The sequence below is a fragment of the Polaromonas vacuolata genome, from assembly GCF_012584515.1.
GTDB classification, from domain to species: domain Bacteria; phylum Pseudomonadota; class Gammaproteobacteria; order Burkholderiales; family Burkholderiaceae_C; genus Polaromonas; species Polaromonas vacuolata.
Genome location: NZ_CP051461.1, coordinates 416,736 through 435,615 on the forward strand (window position 1 = coordinate 416,736; position 18,880 = coordinate 435,615).

An 18,880-nucleotide genomic window follows, 5' to 3' on the forward strand; every position below is an offset into this window, starting at 1 on the left:
GCGCAGGTCTAAGGCGAACTAAAGCGTTTAAGGCTGGCGCTTTATGTTCAGCGCTCAGAGCACTTGACTTTGACTTTGACTTTGACTTTGACTTTGAGGCTTGGGCTTTAAGCATCAAGACCTAAGTCCTCTGAGCACATTCATGATGGATTCAAAACCCAAGCCAAACTGCGGCAGTAAAAACGGGCCTAAAAGTGGCATTAATATTTGCAGCATGATCATGCCCACCAACAGCGTGATCGGAAAACCCACAGAGAAAATACTGAACTGCGGTGAGACGCGGTTGAGTATGCCCATGGCTAGGTTAATCACCAGCAGCGTAGCGACCAGTGGCAAGGCCAACATCAAGCCGCCAGCGAAAATTTTGCTGGCCGACACCACCAGTAAATACCAGCCCGCAGAAGCCAGCGGCGCATCCGCAATCGGCAGCAGCGTAAAGCTTTCAGCGAGCAGCCTGATCAAGGTGAGGTGACTGTTACTGGCGAGAAAAATCATCATCGCCAAAGCGTTCAGTAGGCGCGACACCACCATGGTGTTGCCGCCGCTGGTCGCGTCAAAAAACGAGGCAAATGACAAACCCATTTGCAGTCCGGCATACTCGCCTGCTGCTTGCACCATGGCAAACACAATCCGCATTGAAAACCCCATGGCTGCGCCTATCAGGACTTGCTGCACCAGTATCCAAAAGCCCCCCGGGGAGAAAAGCGGGACAGCTGGCATGGGTCCTAGCGTGGGCGCTATGACTATGCTGAGTAGCAATCCCATGCTAACTTTGACACTGCGCGGCACGACGGTTTCACCAAAGATGGGCGCTGTGCTGATGAGTGAAAGCATGCGCACAAAAGGCCAGAGAAAAGCCACCAGCCAGGCGTCGAGTTGGCCGGCGCTGATGGAGAAAACCGGCGCCATCAGCTCACAAGTTTGGGGATGGACTCAAACAGATTACGCATGTAGTCAAGTGCTACTCCCATCATCCATGGGCCGGCAATCACCAGCGTGGCAAACACCGCCAAAAGCTTAGGAATAAAAGACAGCGTGGCTTCGTTGATCTGGGTCGCCGCTTGGAACAAACCCACGATCAAGCCGGTGATCAGCGCCACCAGCAGCAGTGGTGCGCCCAATAGCAGCGAGAGTTTCATGGCTTCATAGCCCATGGACATGACTGATTCAGGTGTCATTTCAATTTTTGCTTTAGGTATAAAAACTCTGTGCCAGTGCGCCCACCAGTAATTGCCAGCCATCGGCCAGCACAAACAACATGAGTTTAAAAGGCAGTGAAATCGTTGCCGGCGGCACCATCATCATGCCCATGGCCATCAGCACAGTGGCGACCACCAAGTCGATGATGAGAAAGGGTATGAAAATCGTAAAACCAATTTGGAAGGCGGTTTTGAGTTCGCTAATCACATATGCCGGCAGCAATATGCGTAGCGTGACTTGCTCTGGACTCTCGAGTTGCGGCATTTTGGCCAGCCGTATAAACAAGGCCAAATCGGCTTCTCGAGTTTGCTTGAGCATGAAGCTTTTAAACGGTGCGATGCCGCGCTCTAACGCAACTTCAGCGCTGATTTTATTTTCTGAAAATGGCTGATAAGCATCCGCATGCACTTTGTCCAAAACCGGTGACATAACAAAAAACGTCAGAAACAGCGACAACCCCACCAACACCTGATTCGGCGGCGAAGACTGTGTGCCCATGGCCGTGCGCAGCAAGCCCAGCACGATCAAAATTCGTGTGAAGCTGGTCATAGACAGCAGCATCGCGGGCAAAAAAGACAGCGATGTCAGCAGTATCAACGTCTGCAAGCTGAGTGACCAAGTCTGACCACCCGGGCCCTGACTGCTGGTGATGCCGGGTAAACCTTGAGCCAGTGCCGGTAAGCTCGTGCCAACTAGCAATGCCAGACCGATGAGGCATTGCGTCCAGTGTCTTAATCGCATTATTTGCCCTTGCCAGGCGGGCGTTGACGGTTGAGTGTTTCCATCAGCTTTTGTGCAAAAGCTTCGCTCAGTTTCATGCCCGATTTGTTGCTTGTTGGCGCGCCGCTTTTGCCAGCCTCGTCTATCTCGTCATCTAATTCAGTAGGTTCTGCATCCATGCTGTGCAACAAATTCACTTGGGTAGGCGTCACGCCCAACACCAGCCAAGTCACGCCGACTTCAATCACCACGACTTTTTCGCGCTGACCCAAACTGACGCTAGAGATAAGTTTGAGCAGCGTACCGCTACCCGGCTGGCGCAGACCAAAACGTTTGGCGGCCCAGCCACAAAAGAAAATCAGACCGATCACAAAAGCCAAGCCAAGCAGCGCCTGCAGTATGCCCGCACCGCCCACGCCGCGGGTTGATTCGGTCGCAGCGCTAGGCACAGCCGTCGGAATGATGGCCGCGGCTTTTAAGCTGAGGCTTAGCAGTCCAGCCACCAACGTGGCAGTGCGTAACCGCAGTGAGCGCAGCAAATGACAGCCGTGCTTGAATGGGTCCAGCGCCATGACCGGCAGTGAGCCCGAGATCACTTACTCACCTTTTGGATGCGCTCAGACGGCGTGATGATGTCGGTCAGGCGGATGCCGAATTTATCGTTCACCACGACCACTTCGCCCTGCGCGATCAGGTAGCCGTTAATGAAAACATCCATCGGCTGGCCCGCTAAACCATCAAGCTCAACGACTGAGCCTTGCGAGAGTTGCAGCAAGCTTTTAATGGTGATGCGGGTGCGGCCCAACTCTGCCGTGAGTTGCACTGGAATGTCCATCACCCGGTCTATGTCGTTTTTACTAATCGCTGGGTCGCTGCTGCTAAAGAGTGGCTGAAAGACTCGCTCTCCGGCCGGCAGTGCGGTGCTCTCTGGCGTTGCGGCTGGCGTTGGCTCAGCTGTGGCTTGGCTTTGCTCGGCCATGGCGCTGCCCCAGTCGTCGATGGCTTCTTGTGCGGTTTGTGCCGCTTCTGGGGTCTCACTCATACTCGCCTCTGGATAAATCGGTGTCGCTGTGGCTAATCATTTTTTTAACTCTCAATGCGTAGTGTTTATTAGAGGTACCGTAGCTGCATTCCATCACCGGCACACCGTTGACCCGAGCCAAAATGGACTGTGGAATAGTGATGGGTAGCACATCCCCGACTTGCAGCTTGAGTAGCTGGCCAATGCTGGACTCTAGGGTCAAAAAATCTGCCCTGAGCTCTACATCTGCGCTTTGCACTTGTTGCTGCAGTTGTTTGACCCAACGCTTGTCAATCGCGACTTCGTCTTGTAGCGGATTGCTCAGCAAGTCGCGCACCGGCTCAATCATGGAGTAGGGAATACAGACCGTGAGCGCGCCGCCAATCGGGCCGAACTCAATTTGAAAAGTGGTGCTGATCACGACCTCGTTGGGAGACACGATATTGGCCAGTTTGGCATGCATCTCAGAGCGTATGTATTCAAACTCCAGCGGGTAAACCGGTTGCCAGGCGCTGCCGTAGCTCTCTAGCGTGACGTTGAGCAAACGCTTGATGATGCGCTGCTCGGTCGGCGTGAAGTCACGCCCTTCGATGCGCACGTGGTAACGCCCGTCGCTGCCGAATAAATTATCGACCACCAAAAATACCAGTTTCGGGTCAAACACAAACAGCGCAGTGCCGCTGAGCGGCAGCATATGCATCAGGTTGATGTTGGCCGGCACTGGCAAGTGACGGATGAATTCACCGTATTTTTGGATCTGAATTGAGCCTACAGAGATGTCTGGGCTGCGCCGCATAAAAGTCAGCAGCGACGAGCGCAGCTGCCGCGCAAAGCGCTCGTTAATCACCTCTAGCGTCAACATACGGCCGCGCACTATGCGCTCGTCCGTGCCTAGGTTGTAGGCCGGTAATTCATTGCTGCTGATGGCTTCTGGCTTTTTACTTGGCGCCGCGTCGGTATCCCCGGTGACGCCTTTGAGTAGGGCGTCAACTTCGTCTTGGGATAGCTGCTGGTCATAGGCCATGTTGGGTGTCCTGTGCCTTGGCTTATTGCAGCATGAAGGTGGTGAACATCACGCTGGTGATTTTCGGTGGTGGCAAATTACTGCCATACAGCTGGCTTAACGTGGCGAGAATTTGTGCTGCGAGTAAATCCCTGTCTTCCGTCGACTCGAGCGCAAGACCGTCGCGATTCGATAGCAGTGCCAGCACCCGGCTGCGCACTTCTGGCAAATACTGGACCAGTTGGGTTTGTGCCGTGGTGTCGCCTAATTTGAGTGTTATGCCAGCGTGTACAAAGCGAGCTTTGCCGCCAGGTTGTAAATTGGCCGTGAAGGGCTCTAGCGCATAGAAAATCGGATCTACAGGCTTAACTGTTTTGACCGCTTGCTGGCTCTGGGTTTTCCAGTAAAAGAAGCCGCTACCGACCATGGCCAGTACTAAAAAGCTGCCGAGTATTAAAAATAATATTTTTTTACTTTTTTTCTGCGGGACTTCAGTTTCAATTTCGATTTCTTTGCTGGTGGCCATGATTTCTTCTGAAGGATTGGATTCGGGTGGAGTGGGCTATTGTGGTTTCTAACCGATAAAAACGCATAGCCAGATCAAATGGGGGAAAGCGCTTCACCTCTGTGCTTTGCGTGTTGATGGTTTAAACGCTGACTATTTTATGCATAGGTATCAAGACTAGCGCCGCGCAGGGTTCGCGTTACCGGAGCGTTGTTGGACAGGTCTGTTGTGGCCTCCTCACGCAAGCTGCTGGCGTAGCTTTTGTAGCCGGCTTGGGATTGTTGGTTTTGCGAGTAACTCGCTTGCTGCTGGGCATTGCCCGAGTTGACCGAGGTGTCGCCTAGACTAATCCCGCTGTTGGCTAAGCTAGCGCGTAATTCTGGAAGTGCAGCTTCTATCGCGCTGCGAACGCTCTGGTGGGCCGACACAAACACCGCCTGCATTTGTTGATCGCTCATGCTCAGCGAAACCTTGAGTGGGCCAAGTCCGGGTGGGTTTAATTCCAACGCCACTGACTGCTTGCCGAGCTGGCTCAGACTGACGAGTTGCTGGCCCAGCGCTTTGCCCCATTGCTCGCTACCGACTGCCGGTGCCAAGCTTCGTGCGCCCGCAGTGGAACTAGTGGCTTGGTTTTCAGCGTTCAAGACTGTACCTCCCGTGCCCGTCACTGCGCTTTGCACAACGCTGTTTTGAGCCGCGCTCAGCGTGCTGTTAAAGCCGCTGTTTTGGGCGCCAGTGGCGTCGCGTGAACCGGCGTTGACCAGTGCGTCATCATTTTTCCCGCTACTGTCAGACGACAAGCTCTGGCCGGATTGCCCGGCTTGCGAGGTGACTGGCGCGCTCGCCTGTTGGGCGCGCAACTCCCTGGCATCAGACAGCGTTTGTGCCGCGCCAGAGGTCACGGTTTTAGCGTTTGTCTGCGCCGCGTTGGTACTGACTGGCGCTAGCGCTGGATTGGCCGCGATGCTGCTGAGACGGTTTTGCAAGTCTTGCTCAGTATTGGCTTGCGCCGCTGCACTACTTGTCGCTTGTGTGGCTGCGGCGGTTGATACGGTTGATGCGGTTGCGACTTTGGCGTCTGCCGCCGCCGCCGGTAAATCTAGCGCAGACGTTGCGAGCTCGCCGCTGCCTGTTGGCGCGGCGACTGGCGTGCGCGCTGTCTGGCTGCTGAGTTCTGCTGCTGCATCTTTCGCGCTACTCAGACTTGGTTTTGTGTCTGCATCAGCAGCTGCTTTCGCCGCATCACTGTTGGCCTCGGCCTTGAGCGCTGAGCCGTTAGCGCTGCTCGTTGGCAGCAAGACTTTATCCGTCAGGTTGGTGCTTGATGTCGTGGTTGTTGTGCCTAGTGGCAAGGCTAAAGCAGCTGCGTTTTTACCGGCCGCAGTGTCTGCACTTTGCACTGTGTTGGTCTGCTCAGTTGCCGAGAGTTTGGTCAGCGCTACCAGCGTGGGTAAGCTCTGCGCCGCTTGCAATGCGGGCACGGCTTGGCCGTCTGGGATGCTGTCTTCTGCAGCTGTTTTACTGTCTTTAGACGCTGACTTTTTAAGTTTGTCTGCGCTGCTGGCGGCGGCGTCCACTACTGCATTGGTGTCGGCTGGCTCGCTGGTCTGAGTTGGTGCGGCAGGCGCTTCGTTTTGGGCCGCTTGCTGGCGGCGTTGCTCGACTTGGCGTTGCGCTTGAATGGCGGTATTGGCTGCCGTGTTGGCTCTGTTGTTCGATGCGGCATTCGCTGCCGCATTCGCCGCTGCTGCGGCATTAGTTGCAGCGCTAGACCCAGCATTGGCTGCTGATGGTTGCGTTGGCTTTGATTGCTGTGCCAGTGTTTGGGCAAAGCTGGGCGAATTGTCATTCGCCTGCAGGTTGCTGCGACTAGCGCCCAGATCAAGAACGTTGGCGCTGCCTTGGGGCTGAAGATTGATGTTCATTGCGGTTAGGTTTGTACAAGGGTTGCGAAAATTTAGGTTTAGGTCTAGGTTTAGGTCTAGGTCTAGGTCTAGGTTTTAGGCTAGAGGGTCGATATCGCTGCTGCGCGTAAAAAATTGGCGCGAACTGCGCTCATCGCTGTCGCGCTGCTCTTTTTTCCCCGCTTGCAGCAAAGCCTCTTGGCGCACTCTGTCGGCCAGCGTGCCGTAAGAGTTCAGGCTGCGCTTACATTCTTGCCATTCCGCTCGGCCTTTGGCGAGGCTTTGGTCGGCTTGCAGCGCCAGCAGTCGTTGCTGTTCTATTGCGCTGTCTAGCGTTTTGATGAATTGTTGGTAGTTGCGCAGTTGACCAGAGGCCAAGCCGGCCTGCATTTTTACTTGCAACTGGTCAACGTATTCCTGCCGGTATTGCAGCAGCATGTCGATCTTGGCGTTAGCGCTGATTTGATCGCTTTGTAGCTGACCTAGGCGTCGCGTCGCGTCGTCGGTTTTGGTTTGAGCCAGCTCTATCAGGGTAGCCAGTGGTAAGGTGTTTTGCATAATGTTTTTACTTAGTCTTTAGTGATTGCGGCGCGCTTGCGCTTTGGGCATGGACTGAAAGATGTCCGCCAGTTGCGCGATGGATTGCTCGTAGCCTACGCTCTCGTGCATGGTTTGCTGCAAAAAAGATTCAATCCGTGGATACAGCGCAATCGCCTGATCGAGCTGCGCATCATGGCCGGGCGCGTAAGCCCCGACGCTGATCAAATCGCGGTTGCGTTGGTAGCGCGACAGCATTTGCTTAAAGCTTCTGACCGATTCAAATTGCGCTGGCTCTATGAGTGCTGTCATGACCCGGCTAATTGATGCTTCTATGTCTATCGCTGGGTAATGACCGGCCTCGGCCAAGTTGCGCGAAAGCACGATGTGGCCGTCAAGAATCGCCCGCGCCGCATCGGCTATCGGGTCTTGTTGGTCATCGCCCTCGGCTAGCACGGTGTAAAAACCGGTGATGGAACCACCCTTGCCATTCGCGTCACGCGCACCGTTGCCGGCGCGCTCAACCAGTGCCGGCAGCTTGGCAAATACCGACGGTGGATAGCCCTTGGTTGCCGGTGGCTCGCCAACCGCAAGCGCGATTTCACGTTGCGCCATGGCGTAACGGGTGAGTGAATCCATGATGAGCAAAACGTTTTTGCCCTCGTCACGAAAGTGTTCCGCCAAGCACGTAGCGTAGGCCGCGCCTTGCAGCCTGAGCAGCGGCGAAGTGTCGGCCGGCGCGGCAACCAGCACGGCGCGTTTCATGCCTTCTGTGCCCAGCGTGTTTTCAATAAAGTCTTTCACCTCGCGGCCGCGCTCGCCGATCAGGCCGACCACAATCACGTCGGCGCTGGTGTAGCGCGCCATCATGCCCAGCAGCACACTTTTGCCCACGCCAGAGCCGGCAAACAAACCCATGCGCTGACCCCTGCCGACAGTGAGCAAGGCGTTAATCGCGCGCACACCGACGTCGAGCACACTGTCAATCGGTGCCCGGCTGAGGGGATTAATCGGCGCCGCAGACAGCGGCACTTGCTGGGAAAAGTCCAGCGGCCCCAAGCCGTCGAGTGGCCGACCGGCAGCATCCACCACCCGGCCCAACATGCCAATGCCGACCGGTAGGCGCTTGGTGCGCGGGCCTAATCCCGATGCACCTGCCGCACCAGCCGGTGGGTCAACCGCATAAACCCGGGCGCCGGGCAGCAGGCCATCGACCTCGCTTTGCGGCATTAAAAATAAGCGCTCGCCAGAAAACCCCACTACTTCAGCTTCCGCCGTTTTTTGCGGATAGCCGGGCGGCAATTCGATTAAGCAATCACTGCCGACTGGCAAGCGCAGGCCGACGGCTTCTAGCACCAAGCCGACAGCGCGGGTTAGCCGGCCGTAGCTGCGCACCGGTACGCTACCGGCAATCGATTGGCGGGCTTGCACCAGTGTGCTGCGCCAGCTTTCTAGCGTCTGATTTTCATCAGTCGGAGAATCTTCAGTCATGGCCAGCCATGGTTTCTGAGGGCATCGCGCAGGGCAGGGCTGCGGCTACGCGGGACCAGCGGGTCGGCATGCTGGCATCGTGCTCGCCGCTGGTGGAGGTGACGCGGCAGCCGCCACGCTGGATGTGCATGTCGGTGCGAATGCGCCAACCGGCGTGTTGAATTTCTTCTTTTAAATGTTCGTGTACCAGCGCCGCATCGTCGGGGTGTAGCAGCAGTTGCGGTGTGCCATTCAGTGCAGGTTCGGCTTGCAGCAAAGAAGTCACGGCCGACAAAATCAGCTTAGGTTCCAGGTTTAACGCTTGGCCTACGACTTGGTGCGCAATGTCTAGTGCCAAGGCCAGCAAGTCATCGGCCACTTCGCGCTCGGCCAAGCGCAAAGCCGTGGGCAATGATTGCATTAATTCGAGTAACTGCGTGGCTTGCTGTGTGGCGAGTTCTGCGGCATCGGTTTGGGCCTTGGCTTGGCCTTGGGCATAACCTGCGGCATAGCCTTCGGCGTGACCGATTTTTTCACCCTTGGCATGGCCGTCAAGCTGGGCTTGCTGACGCAGTTTTGCCAGTTCGATGTCGTTCAAGATGGGCGGCGCGGGTTTAGTCGGCACGACTCGCTTAGGCGCTGCGGCAGGCTTGACGTCGTTGATGGAATTCATTTCCCAGCGCTGCCAAGCCGTCATTTTTGGCTTTGCCTCGGCTGCGGCGTCGAGACTTTTAGGCGCGCGCTGCGCGCTGCCGGGAAACAGCGCCGCATACTCGTCGTCATCGATTTGGGCCGGTGCAGAAGGCACGTCAAACTCAGGTTTAGACGAAGGAATCATCGCCTTTGCCTCCCATCACAATCTCGCCAGCATCGGCGAGTCGGCGCACGACCACCAAAATGCTTTTTTGCTCAGCCTCAACCTGTGAGACCCGAACCGGGCCGCGCATTTCAATGTCTTCGCGCAGCGACTCGGCGGCGCGTGCAGACATGTTTTTGAGAAACTTTTCGCGCAGTTCCATAGGCGCACCTTTGAGCGCGACGATGAGAGACTCGGACTCGATTTCCTTGAGCAAGGTCTGCACGCCACGGTCTTCGAGGTCGAGCAAGTTCTCGAACAAAAACATCTCGTCGACCATTTTTTGCGCCAATATCTCGTCGTGCGCGCGTATGTGTTTGACCACGCTTTCTTCCAAAGCACTGCTCATCATGTTGACGATTTCCGCCGCCGCACGCACACCGCCAAGACGGCTGCGTTTGGTGCCGTCGGTGCTGAGTAAATTGCTCAGTACTTCTGTCAACTCCTTAAGCGCTGCGGGCTGCACGCCGCCAAAAGTAGCGACCCGCAAAATCGCATCATGGCGGGCGCGTTCTGGTAGTTTTTCCAGTACCTCGGCGGCCTTGTCGCGTTCCATGTGAACGATGAGCGTAGCAATAATTTGCGGATGCTCGTCTTTGATGATCTCGACCACCTCGGTGGCTTCGAGTTGATTAAGCCGGTCTATGCCGTTGGCGGACTGATCTTGTTGAAAGATGTTGTCTATCAAGTCATTGGCGCGGTTATTACCCAAGGCTTTGTTGAGTACCGTACGCAGGTAGTTGCCAGCGTCTACGTGGACGGCCGAGAACTGTTCGGTCTCTTGACGAAACGCTTCGAGCACGCCGCTGGCTTCGCCGCGCTTGACCTGCGACAGCGAGGCCATGGCTTCGCTGAGGGCTTGTATTTCTGGTTGCGACAGGCGTTGTAGTACTGCGCCCGCGCCCTCTTCACCCAGCGCCATCAGCAAAATAGCACTTCTGCGTATGCCTTCTTCACTCATTTTTTTCCATCCATCCTTTAATCAGCATGGCCACCATCATGGGTTCCTTGACGGCGATGTCTTGTGCGTACTTGGTGTTTTCCATCTCACGGGCCTCATCACGTTTCCTCGCCTCTGCCGCGAGTTGCTCGGGTGTCAATGGCGCTGCTTGAGCGGTCAGTGCATTGGCTTTGGCTTCAGCGGCGGCTTTCGCCGCGCCTTTTTTCGTGGTCTTGGCAGGCGCTGGTGTAATGCCAAGGTGTAGGCGCAGCAACGGGCGCAGCGCGGCAAACCATAGGTATAGGCCAAGCAGGCCAATCAGCAAGTATTTGCCCGCGTCCATGGCCATGGCCACGTTGACCGGCTGACGCCATATCGGCAGCACGATTTCGGGTTCGGTTTTAGTCACCAAAAATTGACTGTTGACCACATTCAGCGAGTCACCGCGCTCGGCGTTATAGCCCATGGCTTCTTTCACCAAGTTGTTGATTTGCTCAAGCTCAATGTCTGACAGTGCGGCGGTCTTGCCGGCATTGCCAATACCGCGGTAATTCACCACCACCGCCACCGACAAGCGCTTGATGCCGCCGCCGCTTTGCGTGCTGTGGCGTATGGAGCGGTCGACTTCGTAGTTAATCGTCGTGTCTTTACGCACGCTGCCGCTCAAATCCGTAGGGTTTTTGAGTTGCCCAGCGGCAGCCGCACTGGCCGCTGACAGCGGCGGCGCTGCGACTATCGGTGCCACCGGCGTTGCGCCGGGTTGATTCGTCAGCGCACCCGGTACGCCGCCTATGCCGCCGCCCGCGCCTTGTTGGGTCGATTCAGTTGACTGCTGGCTGCGAATTGCCGAGGTGCCCGCGTCTTGGTTAGGCCGGTATTTTTCATCCGTGTTTTCAACCACTGCAAAGTCAATGCTGGCCGTGACTTGGGCATGCACATTGCCCGCACCGACTATGGGCGCGAGTATGGCTTCAATGCGCTGCATATAGCCTTGCTCGATTTGCTGGGCGTATTTGAGTTGGCTGACATCTAAGCCGCGCGTCCCAGAATTAGCCGCAGACAACAAATTGCCCGCTTGGTCGACCACGGTAATGCTTTTCGCTGAAAGCTCTGGCACGCTGCTAGAAATCAAATGCACGATGGCGTTGATCTGGCCCTCGTCAATGCTTCTGCCGCGCTGCAGCGTGAGAATGACCGAGGCACTGGGCGACTTTTGATCGCGCACAAACAGCGACGGCTTGGGCAAAGCCAAATGCACACGTGCTGACTCCACCGCAGAAATGGAGTTGATAGAGCGCGCCAATTCGCCTTCAAGCGCACGCTGGTAGTTCACCTGCTCGGCAAACTGGCTGGTGCCAAACTTTTGGTTATCCATTAATTCAAAGCCCACGCTGCCGCCCTTGGGCAGGCCTTGCGCGGCCAGCTTGAGTCTGGCCTCGGGAATCTTGTCCGCCGCCACCATTAAGGCGCCGCCACCGTTGGCAAACTTATAGGGAATATTCATCTGCTGCAGCGACGCGATGATCTCGCCGCCATCACGATTGGATAAATTGCTGTAAAGCACACCGTAGTCAGGCGCACGCGTCCATAGCGTGAGTGCGGCAATCGCCGCAATCGCCGCAGACGCAGCCAGCATCAAAGGCAGGCGCGGGTTGGCTCGCAGTTGGTCGATTAAAGACGCCGGCTTGTTCGCGCCCAAGCCCTGCTCGCTGTCACCCGTCATGCGCAGCCGCTCTCTAAGCGACGGCAAAGGCGTAAAACGCTGCGCCTGCACACGGCGGGTGGGGTAATAAAAAAGCGCGACGGGTCAACTAAATGCATACAACTTTGGTGTGGGGGAGTGCCAAGAGAAAAAATTCTGGCTTGGGTTCTGGACGAACCTCTGAATAAAGACCATTGTGAATTTGGCACAGGCATATCGATTGCTCGAGTAACCCGTGTTTTTGCCGTCTTTTGCAGCGATGCCTGAAGGCCTTCGGCTGATACGCTTGCTGCATTCAATCGCAATTTCTCGTCTGTATATGCTTTGTGTGTGCTTAGTTCGTGAGTGAAAAAAGGGTTTAGTGCAAGCACTTTCTTGCTGAGCGCCTAAACATTTGTAGCCGTCAATCAAACGCTCAGATATTTAGGTCTACGCCCGCATTGTTTTGGCCCACAGCATGCCCGTAGCGGGTGAGAAAACTGTCCGTAAACCGGTGTAAAAACACCCCAGGAATCTTATGACCATCGCCTCCATCGCCTCAGTGCTTGCGCAAATGCGCGAGATCTCCTCGTCTGCAACTCTTGGTTCGGGCGGCGCAAGCAGCAATGCCGAAGCAGTCAGCGGCGGCGGCTTTGCTGGCGAGTTGAGAAAATCTTTAGAGCGTATCAACGACCTCCAGCAAAGCGCCGGTGCACAGGCCGAGGCGTTTGAGATGGGCACACCCGGCGTGGCGCTCAATGATGTGATGGTGGATATGCAAAAAGCCAATATCGGCTTTCAAACTGGTATTCAGGTGCGCAACAAAATGGTTCAAGCCTATCAAGAAATCATGAATATGCAGGCTTGATTTGGTCTGAGTGGATTAGCGTTTTATAAGTTTTCAAAGGTCATCGCGTGAAAATTCAGGCGCAAGACTTAGCCAGCACGGACTGAATGACGGTTTATTTTTCGTCAACCCTAAAGTTTTTCGCCGGGTCTGCCGATAACTAAAACAACGGTGGCTTACTGCGAGTCTTGGCAAGCAAGGCCAGCGTGTCGGTAACACCGAAGTCCACAACCTTTGTAATCAGGAGCTCCCCATGTCAAGCATTATTAATACCAATTCGTTGTCACTGCTCACGCAGAACAACTTGAGCAAGTCGCAAGGCTCACTCAACACCGCCATTCAGCGTTTGTCTTCGGGCTTGCGCATCAACAGCGCCAAAGACGACGCAGCTGGCCAGGCCATTGCTAACCGTTTTACTTCCAACATCAAGGGTTTGACACAAGCTTCGCGTAATGCGAACGACGGCATCTCGTTAGCACAAACCACTGAAGGCGCGTTGAGCGAGATCAACACCAACTTGCAGCGTATCCGTGAGTTGGCAGTGCAGTCCAGCAATGGCACCAACTCCGCTGCTGATAGAACCTCAATTCAGGCTGAGATTACCCAGCGCTTAGATGAAATCGACCGTACATCTTTACAAACTGACTTTAATGGCACAAAAGTGCTTACAGCTGATAAAAGCTTGGCTATCCAAGTCGGTGCTAATGACGGTCAGGTTATCAATATTGAATTGCAAGAAATAAACAAAGTCACTTTAGGTTTAAATGGTTTTAACGTTTCGGGTTTGTCGGATCCACTCACTTCAATTACGAGTTCTAGCGCAGGTGTAAAAACTACAGCTACAGTTTCATTTGACGTAGCTAACGGCCCTGGTGGTGCTTTAACGTTGCAAGGTTACGGAGCATTTGATCAGGCTGCGGGTACGTTTGCTAATTACGCAATTGGGGACAGTGAAGGTAATAAATACAAACTTGATGCTGGCGCTGTAGATGCAGCAACTGGCGTGGTGACACAAAATTTCACTGACGCCGCTGGTTTGGCAGCTGCTAAAGCTGCTTTCGAAACTGATGCATCAACCGGATTAGCCGGTACAGCTAATCCACTGGAAAAAATTGATGCGGCCTTGGCAAAAGTCGACTCCCTGCGCGGCTCCCTCGGTGCGGTGCAAAACCGTTTTGACTCTGTGATTTCCAATCTCGGCACCACACTGACTAACTTGGCTTCTTCACGCTCACGTATTGAAGATGCGGATTACGCGGTTGAAGCTTCTAACTTGACACGTGCCAACATCTTGCAACAGGCCGGTACTTCGGTGTTGGCTCAGGCCAACCAGTCGACACAGGGCGTGTTGTCTTTGCTGCGTTAATTTTAAAGTCGGTCGGGCTGGCGCTGCGCCACTCGGCTGCTTTCAAATAGTAAAAACAGTGTCGGGTATAGCGCTTTGGGCTTTATCCGACCTATCTGAAGCAGACTTTAAGCACTCTTTCTTAGGCCTATGCCTAGGTGCGAGTGCTTAGTGCCCGTAGAAGAAATGCTGCGTGTTACCAAGACGCTGGATAAATTGCAAGGATTGCTGCTTAACCCAGCTTTCTAGTTCAACTGAAGGGATAAGGAGTGACGATGGCGTTTTCAAGTTTAGGCGTGGGCTCAGGCCTTGATTTAAGTGGTTTACTCGCGCAGTTAACCACCTCTGAAAGGCAGCCCCTGCTGGCGCTTGACGCCAGAGGCGCGGCTATTACCACCAAGCTTTCGGCTTATGGTCAGTTGCAAAGTGGTGTGTCTTCGCTACAAACAGCGTCGGCTAGGCTGGCTGATTTAAGCCTGTTCCAAGGCGTGAAAGCGGACTCTAGCTTTAATACCGTACTCACCGCCAGCGCAAAAACCACGGCTCCCGCAGGAAAATACGCCATCAATGTCAGCCAGTTGGCGCAAGCACAAACCTTGGCTACTGCGGGGCAGACCAGCTCTACTACAGCGATTGGCAGCGGCACTGTGACCATAGACTTTGGTACTTTCACACCGGCAGCAACCAACCCCGCCAGCTCAGCTTCGTTTGAGAAGAATGCGGCGCGCACTTCAGCCACGATTGTGGTGGGGGCTGAAAGCAATACCTTGGAAGGCATTCGCGATGCGATTAATGCCCAAAAAGATTCAGGCGTCACGGCCAGCATAGTCAATGATGGCAGCGGTACGCCGTTTCGTTTGCTGCTTGCCTCAACCGATACCGGTGCGGCTTCTAGTCTGAAGATTTCTGTGGACGGAGATGCTGCGCTCAGCAATTTACTGTCATATGACCCGACCGGCTCGTCGACTTTGACCGAGACCGCAGCGGCTAAAAATGCCCAGCTGACGGTTAATGGCTTGTCCATCTCTAGCGCTACCAACACGGTAGACGAGTCCTTGCAAGGCGTGACGCTAAACTTGATTAAAACCGGCGACAGCACGGTCACTGTTGCGTCTGACACGGGCAGCGCCAAGTCTGCTGTGAGCGCTTTTGTGGCGGCTTACAACAATTTGCTTGGCGTGGGTAAATCGCTAACGAGCTATGACGCCGATACCAAAAAGGGATCGGCCTTGTCGGGTGACTCGACACTGCGCAATTTGCAAGTGCAGCTGCGCACGGCATTGACCTCTGCGCAAAGCGGTGCGGCTGGCGACTTAACGGTGCTGTCTGATGTTGGTGTGTCGTTTCAGAAGGACGGTACTTTGACGGTAGATTCTGCCAAGCTCGATACCGCTATTGGCAGCAATCTCGCCGGCGTGGCCAAGTTGTTTGCCGGTACGGCGACGGATACTGCCGGTTTCGGCAAGCAGATCTCTAAGTTTGCCTTGGATTTCACCTCCCCCGGTGGCACTTTGACGGCCGCCTTTGATGGACTAACCGGCTCTTTAAAACGCTTAGACAAACAATATCAAGACTCGAGCACGCGCATAGATGCGACCCTAGCGCGTTATAAAGCGCAGTTCACACAGCTTGACGTCACGATTTCCCGTTTGAATGCGACCGGCAGCTACTTGACGGCGCAGTTTGCCGCCATCAACGCTAGCGCTGGCAAATAAGGTGTCTTTTATGTATAGCTCCTCTAATACTTACAGTGCTGGCGCTGGTGCTTACGGTAAAGTCGCTTCGGAAACCGGCGCCATGAGCGCCTCGCCGCACAAGCTAATCAGCATGCTTTTCGATGGCGCAAAAACCGCCATTGTTATGGCCCGTCACCACATGGCAGAGGGCCAAATTCAGGCCAAGGGCAATGCGATTTCTAAGGCCATCAATATTGTTGATAGCGGGCTGAAAGCCAGCTTGGATGCAAAGGCTGGAGGCCCTGCGGGTGCGGCTTTGGTGGCGGATTTAAGTGCGCTGTATGACTACATTTGCCAACGCTTGATGTATGCCAATTTGCGCAACGACCCGGCCTTGTTAGATGAGGCCGAGCGATTGCTCGCCAACCTGAGTTCGGCTTGGCAAGAGATAGACCCACAAAAAACCAGCGCGCTAAGCCAGAGCGATCAAGTGCCAACCACAACCCGTTTTTCAGTAGGAGCTTGAGATGAGTTCACACAGCGAAGTGATGCATTGCTACGAAACCATACGCCGCGTGGCTGAGCAAATGCTGGCCTCAGCCAGTAGCGCTCAGTGGGGCGAGTTGCCGGCGCAAGAAGCGCAGTACAGCGACTGCGTGGCGCGCCTGCAATTGATTGAACCGCACAACTCACTAGACCAAGAGCAGACGGCGCGCAAATACTATTTGCTCACCCGCATCAATGCCATGCACGTTCAAATCCATGACATGGTGATGCCGCAGTTGGCGGTGTTGAGCGCTGCGCTTAAAAGTATGGAACAGCAGCAAAGCTTGCAAAAGGCTTATGGACAAAGCGAAGAAGCCTGGCTGTGATTTTTGGCCTGAGCGCTTTGCTACTTTGGCTAGCCTAAAGTGGGCATGGAGCTTACTAAGCTAAGCGGGCAGTCTGGTCTTGCCGCGCCTGTCGCGGCCACAGCTTTGCCCACTTCGGACATGGACAAAGACATTCGCGGGCCGTCGCGCGAGGCCTTGCTGCGTCAGCTGCCGCCTAAACTGCTGCAAGACTTGGGTGATGGCAAAGCGCCAAAAGATGGCAAACCGGCGCTGGCCGATTTAGATTTAAGCTCGCCTGATGTCAAGCTCAGTGCCACGGCGCGTAGCTTGAGCGCCTTGCTGGCAATCAATTTTGATGCTGATGCGGGCCCGAGTGGCCTTAAGAGCGGTCCAACTAATGGCGCTAATAACGGCATAAATAACGGCATAAATAACGCAGCTAGCAGCGGTGTTGATGAGGCTGGTAACAGCAGTGTTAACCGGGGCTCTAACAACAGCATAAATAGCGGCATGAATAGCGGCGCTGTCATCAAAGGCGGTCAAGCTTTGCTGCCATCCGCTGCCGCAATAGGTACAAGGCCTACGGCTGCCGCTCTTGCCAGTGTGATCAGTCAATCCGGCCTGTTTTATGAATCGCATTTGCTTGACCTGATGACGGGCAAGATGACTCGCGCTGCGTTGGCGCTAGAGCCGCAGGCCAAATTGGGCGTGCAAGCCTCAGTGGCGGCGACGGCTTTAACTGGTCTGATCGTCAGCGCAGACGCGGCTGATGCTGCGCCAAGGGTTGCGGCGACTTCCTTGCCTACTACCGCCATTAATTCACCTACGCCGGCTAGCGCTGCACCCGCCGCAGTTCTTGTGCCGGTTGGACTGCCACTGGTTTATGGTCCGGCGGCGCAGTTGTTAGGCGGCAAGCTCAGCATGCCAAATACTCCCGCGGCCAACCTTAATTTGACTAATGCTGACGTTGGCGCAAGTGCTGGCGATGGAGTTGGTGCGGATATGCCGCTTGATGATGCGTTGCCAGATCGGCTGCAGCGTGCGGATGTAGGCGCAGTTTCTAGTGCTGCTGTTGCGGTTCATCCCGAGGCCTTGGCGCTGGTACGCCAGCAGCTTGAGTTGCTGGCCGTGCCGCAGTTTCGCTGGTCGGGCGAGGCTTGGCCGGGCTCGCCCATGGAGTGGGAAGTTCGCCAAGAAGAGCCTGCGCCGCGCGAGCCTGGTGATGAAAGCCTTGAGCCACCAAGCCCTAACTGGACTACCCATTTGGTGCTGACTTTGCCGTCCTTAAAAGTCGTCGACGTTCACCTTAGCCTATCGGGCGCGCAGCTGCAGTTACGGCTGGCTGCTAGCGCGGAAAACACCTTGAACTTGATGGGTAGACGCGGCCATGAACTGGCCGAGCGGTTTTCAGCTTTGGGTTTGGCACTTTCTGCGCTGCAGATTTCAGCGCTTGAGGCGCAAAGCCAGCAGGACAATCCCCATGCCGGATAAAGACAATCCGTTTTCAGCCGCCGATAGGCCGCGCTTGAGTGCGGTTGCCCTGAGCTATAAAGACCCAGATCAGCCGCCTGTCGTGATCGCCAAAGGCTACGGGGATGTGGCTGAGGCAATTATTCGCTCAGCAAAAGAGAGTGGTGTTTACGTTCACAACTCACCAGAATTGGTCAAATTGTTAGTAAATGTTAATTTAGATGCAAAAATACCGCCCAGTCTTTATCTAGTTGTGGCTGAAATGTTGAATTGGCTTCAAGAACTTGAAAACGAAGCCATTACATGAGTGCTTATTAGTCAAAATTTCTTTAAATCGACATAAAATTAAATTATTATCAATTTTGTCGATTAATTTAACTAAATATTAAATATCTTTATAAATTCGATACAAGTAATTATTTTATTATATTTGTAATAAATAGTTTCTGTCAATTTGTATAGTGAAAAATCAATTGGTTTGTCTTAAAAAAATATCAGTGTGCCCGGAGGCTTCCTATGACTGCAACGAATACCAACGAAATTGGTGATTTAAACCTTACCTATCTGCTGCTTGCGCAGCGGCTGGTTCGCGAAGATGTTGCCGTGGCCATGTTTCGCCTAGGCATTAGCCGCGAACTCGCCGACTTGTTGGGCGGTTTGTCGCTGCAGCAAATTGTCAAGCTTTCGGCTTCGAGCTTGGTGCTGTGCCGTTTCCGTTTTGATGACCATCCGATTCTCAGCGCGCTGACGCAGGACGGCAAAAATGTTCAACTGCAGCAAGCGCACACGGCAATTTTGTTGGCGGGTCAACAAGTGGCATTGACGCATTGAGCTGTCTAGATTGTTTAACTTTTAAAACAACGCTGGAGTTT

General features: G+C 54.6%; 21 protein-coding genes. 8 read left to right on the top strand and 13 right to left on the bottom strand.

Annotated elements, in window-relative coordinates:
- Positions 1 to 114: 114 nt before the first annotated feature.
- The 13 genes from fliR to fliF form a co-directional block, all read right to left on the bottom strand.
- Positions 115 to 909 (bottom strand): flagellar biosynthetic protein FliR, encoded by a 795-nt coding sequence (gene fliR, locus HC248_RS02070; RefSeq protein WP_168921060.1) that lies wholly within the window; start codon positions 907 to 909, stop codon positions 115 to 117.
- Positions 909 to 1,178 carry a flagellar biosynthesis protein FliQ gene (gene fliQ / locus HC248_RS02075; RefSeq protein WP_168921061.1) on the bottom strand — a complete coding sequence of 90 codons (270 nt, stop codon included), beginning with the start codon at positions 1,176 to 1,178 and terminating at the stop codon, positions 909 to 911. Before fliQ ends, fliR begins: the two co-directional genes overlap by 1 nt.
- Before the next feature lie 13 nt (positions 1,179 to 1,191).
- The gene (fliP, locus tag HC248_RS02080) at positions 1,192 to 1,941 is read right to left on the bottom strand and encodes a flagellar type III secretion system pore protein FliP (RefSeq protein ID WP_168921062.1); all 750 of its coding nucleotides are present in this window, start codon (positions 1,939 to 1,941) and stop codon (positions 1,192 to 1,194) included.
- On the bottom strand, positions 1,941 to 2,516 hold the full coding sequence (fliO, locus tag HC248_RS02085; protein ID WP_238342693.1) for a flagellar biosynthetic protein FliO: 576 nt from the start codon (positions 2,514 to 2,516) through the stop codon (positions 1,941 to 1,943). Before fliO ends, fliP begins: the two co-directional genes overlap by 1 nt.
- Entirely contained in the window at positions 2,513 to 2,962 is a 450-nt protein-coding gene (gene fliN, locus HC248_RS02090) for a flagellar motor switch protein FliN (protein WP_168921063.1), read from the bottom strand. The genes fliO and fliN overlap by 4 nt, the downstream gene beginning before the upstream one ends.
- The gene (gene fliM, locus HC248_RS02095) at positions 2,955 to 3,965 is read right to left on the bottom strand and encodes a flagellar motor switch protein FliM (protein WP_168921064.1); all 1,011 of its coding nucleotides are present in this window, start codon (positions 3,963 to 3,965) and stop codon (positions 2,955 to 2,957) included. The genes fliN and fliM overlap by 8 nt, the downstream gene beginning before the upstream one ends.
- Before the next feature lie 22 nt (positions 3,966 to 3,987).
- Positions 3,988 to 4,470 (bottom strand): flagellar basal body-associated FliL family protein, encoded by a 483-nt coding sequence (locus HC248_RS02100; RefSeq protein WP_168921065.1) that lies wholly within the window; start codon positions 4,468 to 4,470, stop codon positions 3,988 to 3,990.
- A 137-nt stretch (positions 4,471 to 4,607) separates the two neighbouring features.
- Positions 4,608 to 6,374, bottom strand: a complete 1,767-nt coding sequence (locus HC248_RS02105; protein WP_168921066.1) for a flagellar hook-length control protein FliK — start codon at positions 6,372 to 6,374, stop codon at positions 4,608 to 4,610.
- A gap of 75 nt (positions 6,375 to 6,449) precedes the next feature.
- On the bottom strand, positions 6,450 to 6,911 hold the full coding sequence (gene fliJ, locus HC248_RS02110) for a flagellar export protein FliJ (RefSeq protein WP_168921067.1): 462 nt from the start codon (positions 6,909 to 6,911) through the stop codon (positions 6,450 to 6,452).
- Positions 6,912 to 6,929: 18 nt separating this feature from the next.
- Positions 6,930 to 8,381: a flagellar protein export ATPase FliI gene (gene fliI, locus HC248_RS02115; RefSeq protein ID WP_168921068.1), complete on the bottom strand. Its 1,452-nt coding sequence runs from the start codon at positions 8,379 to 8,381 to the stop codon at positions 6,930 to 6,932.
- Positions 8,374 to 9,198 (bottom strand): flagellar assembly protein FliH, encoded by an 825-nt coding sequence (gene fliH / locus HC248_RS02120; RefSeq protein ID WP_168921069.1) that lies wholly within the window; start codon positions 9,196 to 9,198, stop codon positions 8,374 to 8,376. The genes fliI and fliH overlap by 8 nt, the downstream gene beginning before the upstream one ends.
- Positions 9,182 to 10,177, bottom strand: a complete 996-nt coding sequence (gene fliG / locus HC248_RS02125) for a flagellar motor switch protein FliG (protein ID WP_168921070.1) — start codon at positions 10,175 to 10,177, stop codon at positions 9,182 to 9,184. The genes fliH and fliG overlap by 17 nt, the downstream gene beginning before the upstream one ends.
- Positions 10,170 to 11,879 carry a flagellar basal-body MS-ring/collar protein FliF gene (gene fliF / locus HC248_RS02130; protein ID WP_168921071.1) on the bottom strand — a complete coding sequence of 570 codons (1,710 nt, stop codon included), beginning with the start codon at positions 11,877 to 11,879 and terminating at the stop codon, positions 10,170 to 10,172. Before fliF ends, fliG begins: the two co-directional genes overlap by 8 nt.
- Positions 11,880 to 12,375: 496 nt before the next feature.
- On the opposite strand from fliF, the gene fliE reads away from it, so the two are divergent.
- The 8 genes from fliE to flhD all read left to right on the top strand — a co-directional run bounded on the left by fliE (position 12,376) and on the right by flhD (position 18,839).
- The gene (gene fliE / locus HC248_RS02135) at positions 12,376 to 12,705 is read left to right on the top strand and encodes a flagellar hook-basal body complex protein FliE (protein ID WP_168921072.1); all 330 of its coding nucleotides are present in this window, start codon (positions 12,376 to 12,378) and stop codon (positions 12,703 to 12,705) included.
- A 232-nt stretch (positions 12,706 to 12,937) separates the two neighbouring features.
- Positions 12,938 to 14,050, top strand: coding sequence for a FliC/FljB family flagellin (locus HC248_RS02140; RefSeq protein ID WP_168921073.1), 1,113 nt, complete (start codon positions 12,938 to 12,940; stop codon positions 14,048 to 14,050).
- Between the two features lie 254 nt (positions 14,051 to 14,304).
- The gene (gene fliD, locus HC248_RS02145; protein WP_168921074.1) at positions 14,305 to 15,744 is read left to right on the top strand and encodes a flagellar filament capping protein FliD; all 1,440 of its coding nucleotides are present in this window, start codon (positions 14,305 to 14,307) and stop codon (positions 15,742 to 15,744) included.
- 10 nt (positions 15,745 to 15,754) lie between these two features.
- On the top strand, positions 15,755 to 16,231 hold the full coding sequence (gene fliS / locus HC248_RS02150; RefSeq protein ID WP_168921075.1) for a flagellar export chaperone FliS: 477 nt from the start codon (positions 15,755 to 15,757) through the stop codon (positions 16,229 to 16,231).
- Between the two features lies 1 nt (position 16,232).
- Positions 16,233 to 16,577, top strand: a complete 345-nt coding sequence (locus tag HC248_RS02155) for a flagellar protein FliT (RefSeq protein ID WP_168921076.1) — start codon at positions 16,233 to 16,235, stop codon at positions 16,575 to 16,577.
- Between the two features lie 45 nt (positions 16,578 to 16,622).
- Positions 16,623 to 18,029, top strand: coding sequence for a flagellar hook-length control protein FliK (fliK, locus tag HC248_RS02160; protein ID WP_168921077.1), 1,407 nt, complete (start codon positions 16,623 to 16,625; stop codon positions 18,027 to 18,029).
- Entirely contained in the window at positions 18,019 to 18,315 is a 297-nt protein-coding gene (locus HC248_RS02165; RefSeq protein ID WP_168921078.1) for an EscU/YscU/HrcU family type III secretion system export apparatus switch protein, read from the top strand. Before fliK ends, HC248_RS02165 begins: the two co-directional genes overlap by 11 nt.
- A gap of 209 nt (positions 18,316 to 18,524) precedes the next feature.
- A complete protein-coding gene (gene flhD / locus HC248_RS02170) occupies positions 18,525 to 18,839 on the top strand; it encodes a flagellar transcriptional regulator FlhD (RefSeq protein WP_168921079.1) in 315 nt (104 codons plus the stop codon).
- The last annotated feature ends 41 nt before the right edge of the window (positions 18,840 to 18,880 follow it).

Coding starts and splice junctions, on each gene's coding strand:
- fliR (WP_168921060.1), bottom strand. CDS start 909: ATGGCGCCGGTTTTCTCCATCAGCGCCGGCCAACTCGACGCCTGGCTG.
- fliQ (WP_168921061.1), bottom strand. CDS start 1,178: ATGACACCTGAATCAGTCATGTCCATGGGCTATGAAGCCATGAAACTC.
- fliP (WP_168921062.1), bottom strand. CDS start 1,941: ATGCGATTAAGACACTGGACGCAATGCCTCATCGGTCTGGCATTGCTA.
- fliN (WP_168921063.1), bottom strand. CDS start 2,962: ATGAGTGAGACCCCAGAAGCGGCACAAACCGCACAAGAAGCCATCGAC.
- fliM (WP_168921064.1), bottom strand. CDS start 3,965: ATGGCCTATGACCAGCAGCTATCCCAAGACGAAGTTGACGCCCTACTC.
- HC248_RS02100 (WP_168921065.1), bottom strand. CDS start 4,470: ATGGCCACCAGCAAAGAAATCGAAATTGAAACTGAAGTCCCGCAGAAA.
- HC248_RS02105 (WP_168921066.1), bottom strand. CDS start 6,374: ATGAACATCAATCTTCAGCCCCAAGGCAGCGCCAACGTTCTTGATCTG.
- fliJ (WP_168921067.1), bottom strand. CDS start 6,911: ATGCAAAACACCTTACCACTGGCTACCCTGATAGAGCTGGCTCAAACC.
- fliI (WP_168921068.1), bottom strand. CDS start 8,381: ATGACTGAAGATTCTCCGACTGATGAAAATCAGACGCTAGAAAGCTGG.
- fliH (WP_168921069.1), bottom strand. CDS start 9,198: ATGATTCCTTCGTCTAAACCTGAGTTTGACGTGCCTTCTGCACCGGCC.
- fliG (WP_168921070.1), bottom strand. CDS start 10,177: ATGAGTGAAGAAGGCATACGCAGAAGTGCTATTTTGCTGATGGCGCTG.
- fliF (WP_168921071.1), bottom strand. CDS start 11,879: ATGACGGGTGACAGCGAGCAGGGCTTGGGCGCGAACAAGCCGGCGTCT.
- fliE (WP_168921072.1), top strand. CDS start 12,376: ATGACCATCGCCTCCATCGCCTCAGTGCTTGCGCAAATGCGCGAGATC.
- HC248_RS02140 (WP_168921073.1), top strand. CDS start 12,938: ATGTCAAGCATTATTAATACCAATTCGTTGTCACTGCTCACGCAGAAC.
- fliD (WP_168921074.1), top strand. CDS start 14,305: ATGGCGTTTTCAAGTTTAGGCGTGGGCTCAGGCCTTGATTTAAGTGGT.
- fliS (WP_168921075.1), top strand. CDS start 15,755: ATGTATAGCTCCTCTAATACTTACAGTGCTGGCGCTGGTGCTTACGGT.
- HC248_RS02155 (WP_168921076.1), top strand. CDS start 16,233: ATGAGTTCACACAGCGAAGTGATGCATTGCTACGAAACCATACGCCGC.
- fliK (WP_168921077.1), top strand. CDS start 16,623: ATGGAGCTTACTAAGCTAAGCGGGCAGTCTGGTCTTGCCGCGCCTGTC.
- HC248_RS02165 (WP_168921078.1), top strand. CDS start 18,019: ATGCCGGATAAAGACAATCCGTTTTCAGCCGCCGATAGGCCGCGCTTG.
- flhD (WP_168921079.1), top strand. CDS start 18,525: ATGACTGCAACGAATACCAACGAAATTGGTGATTTAAACCTTACCTAT.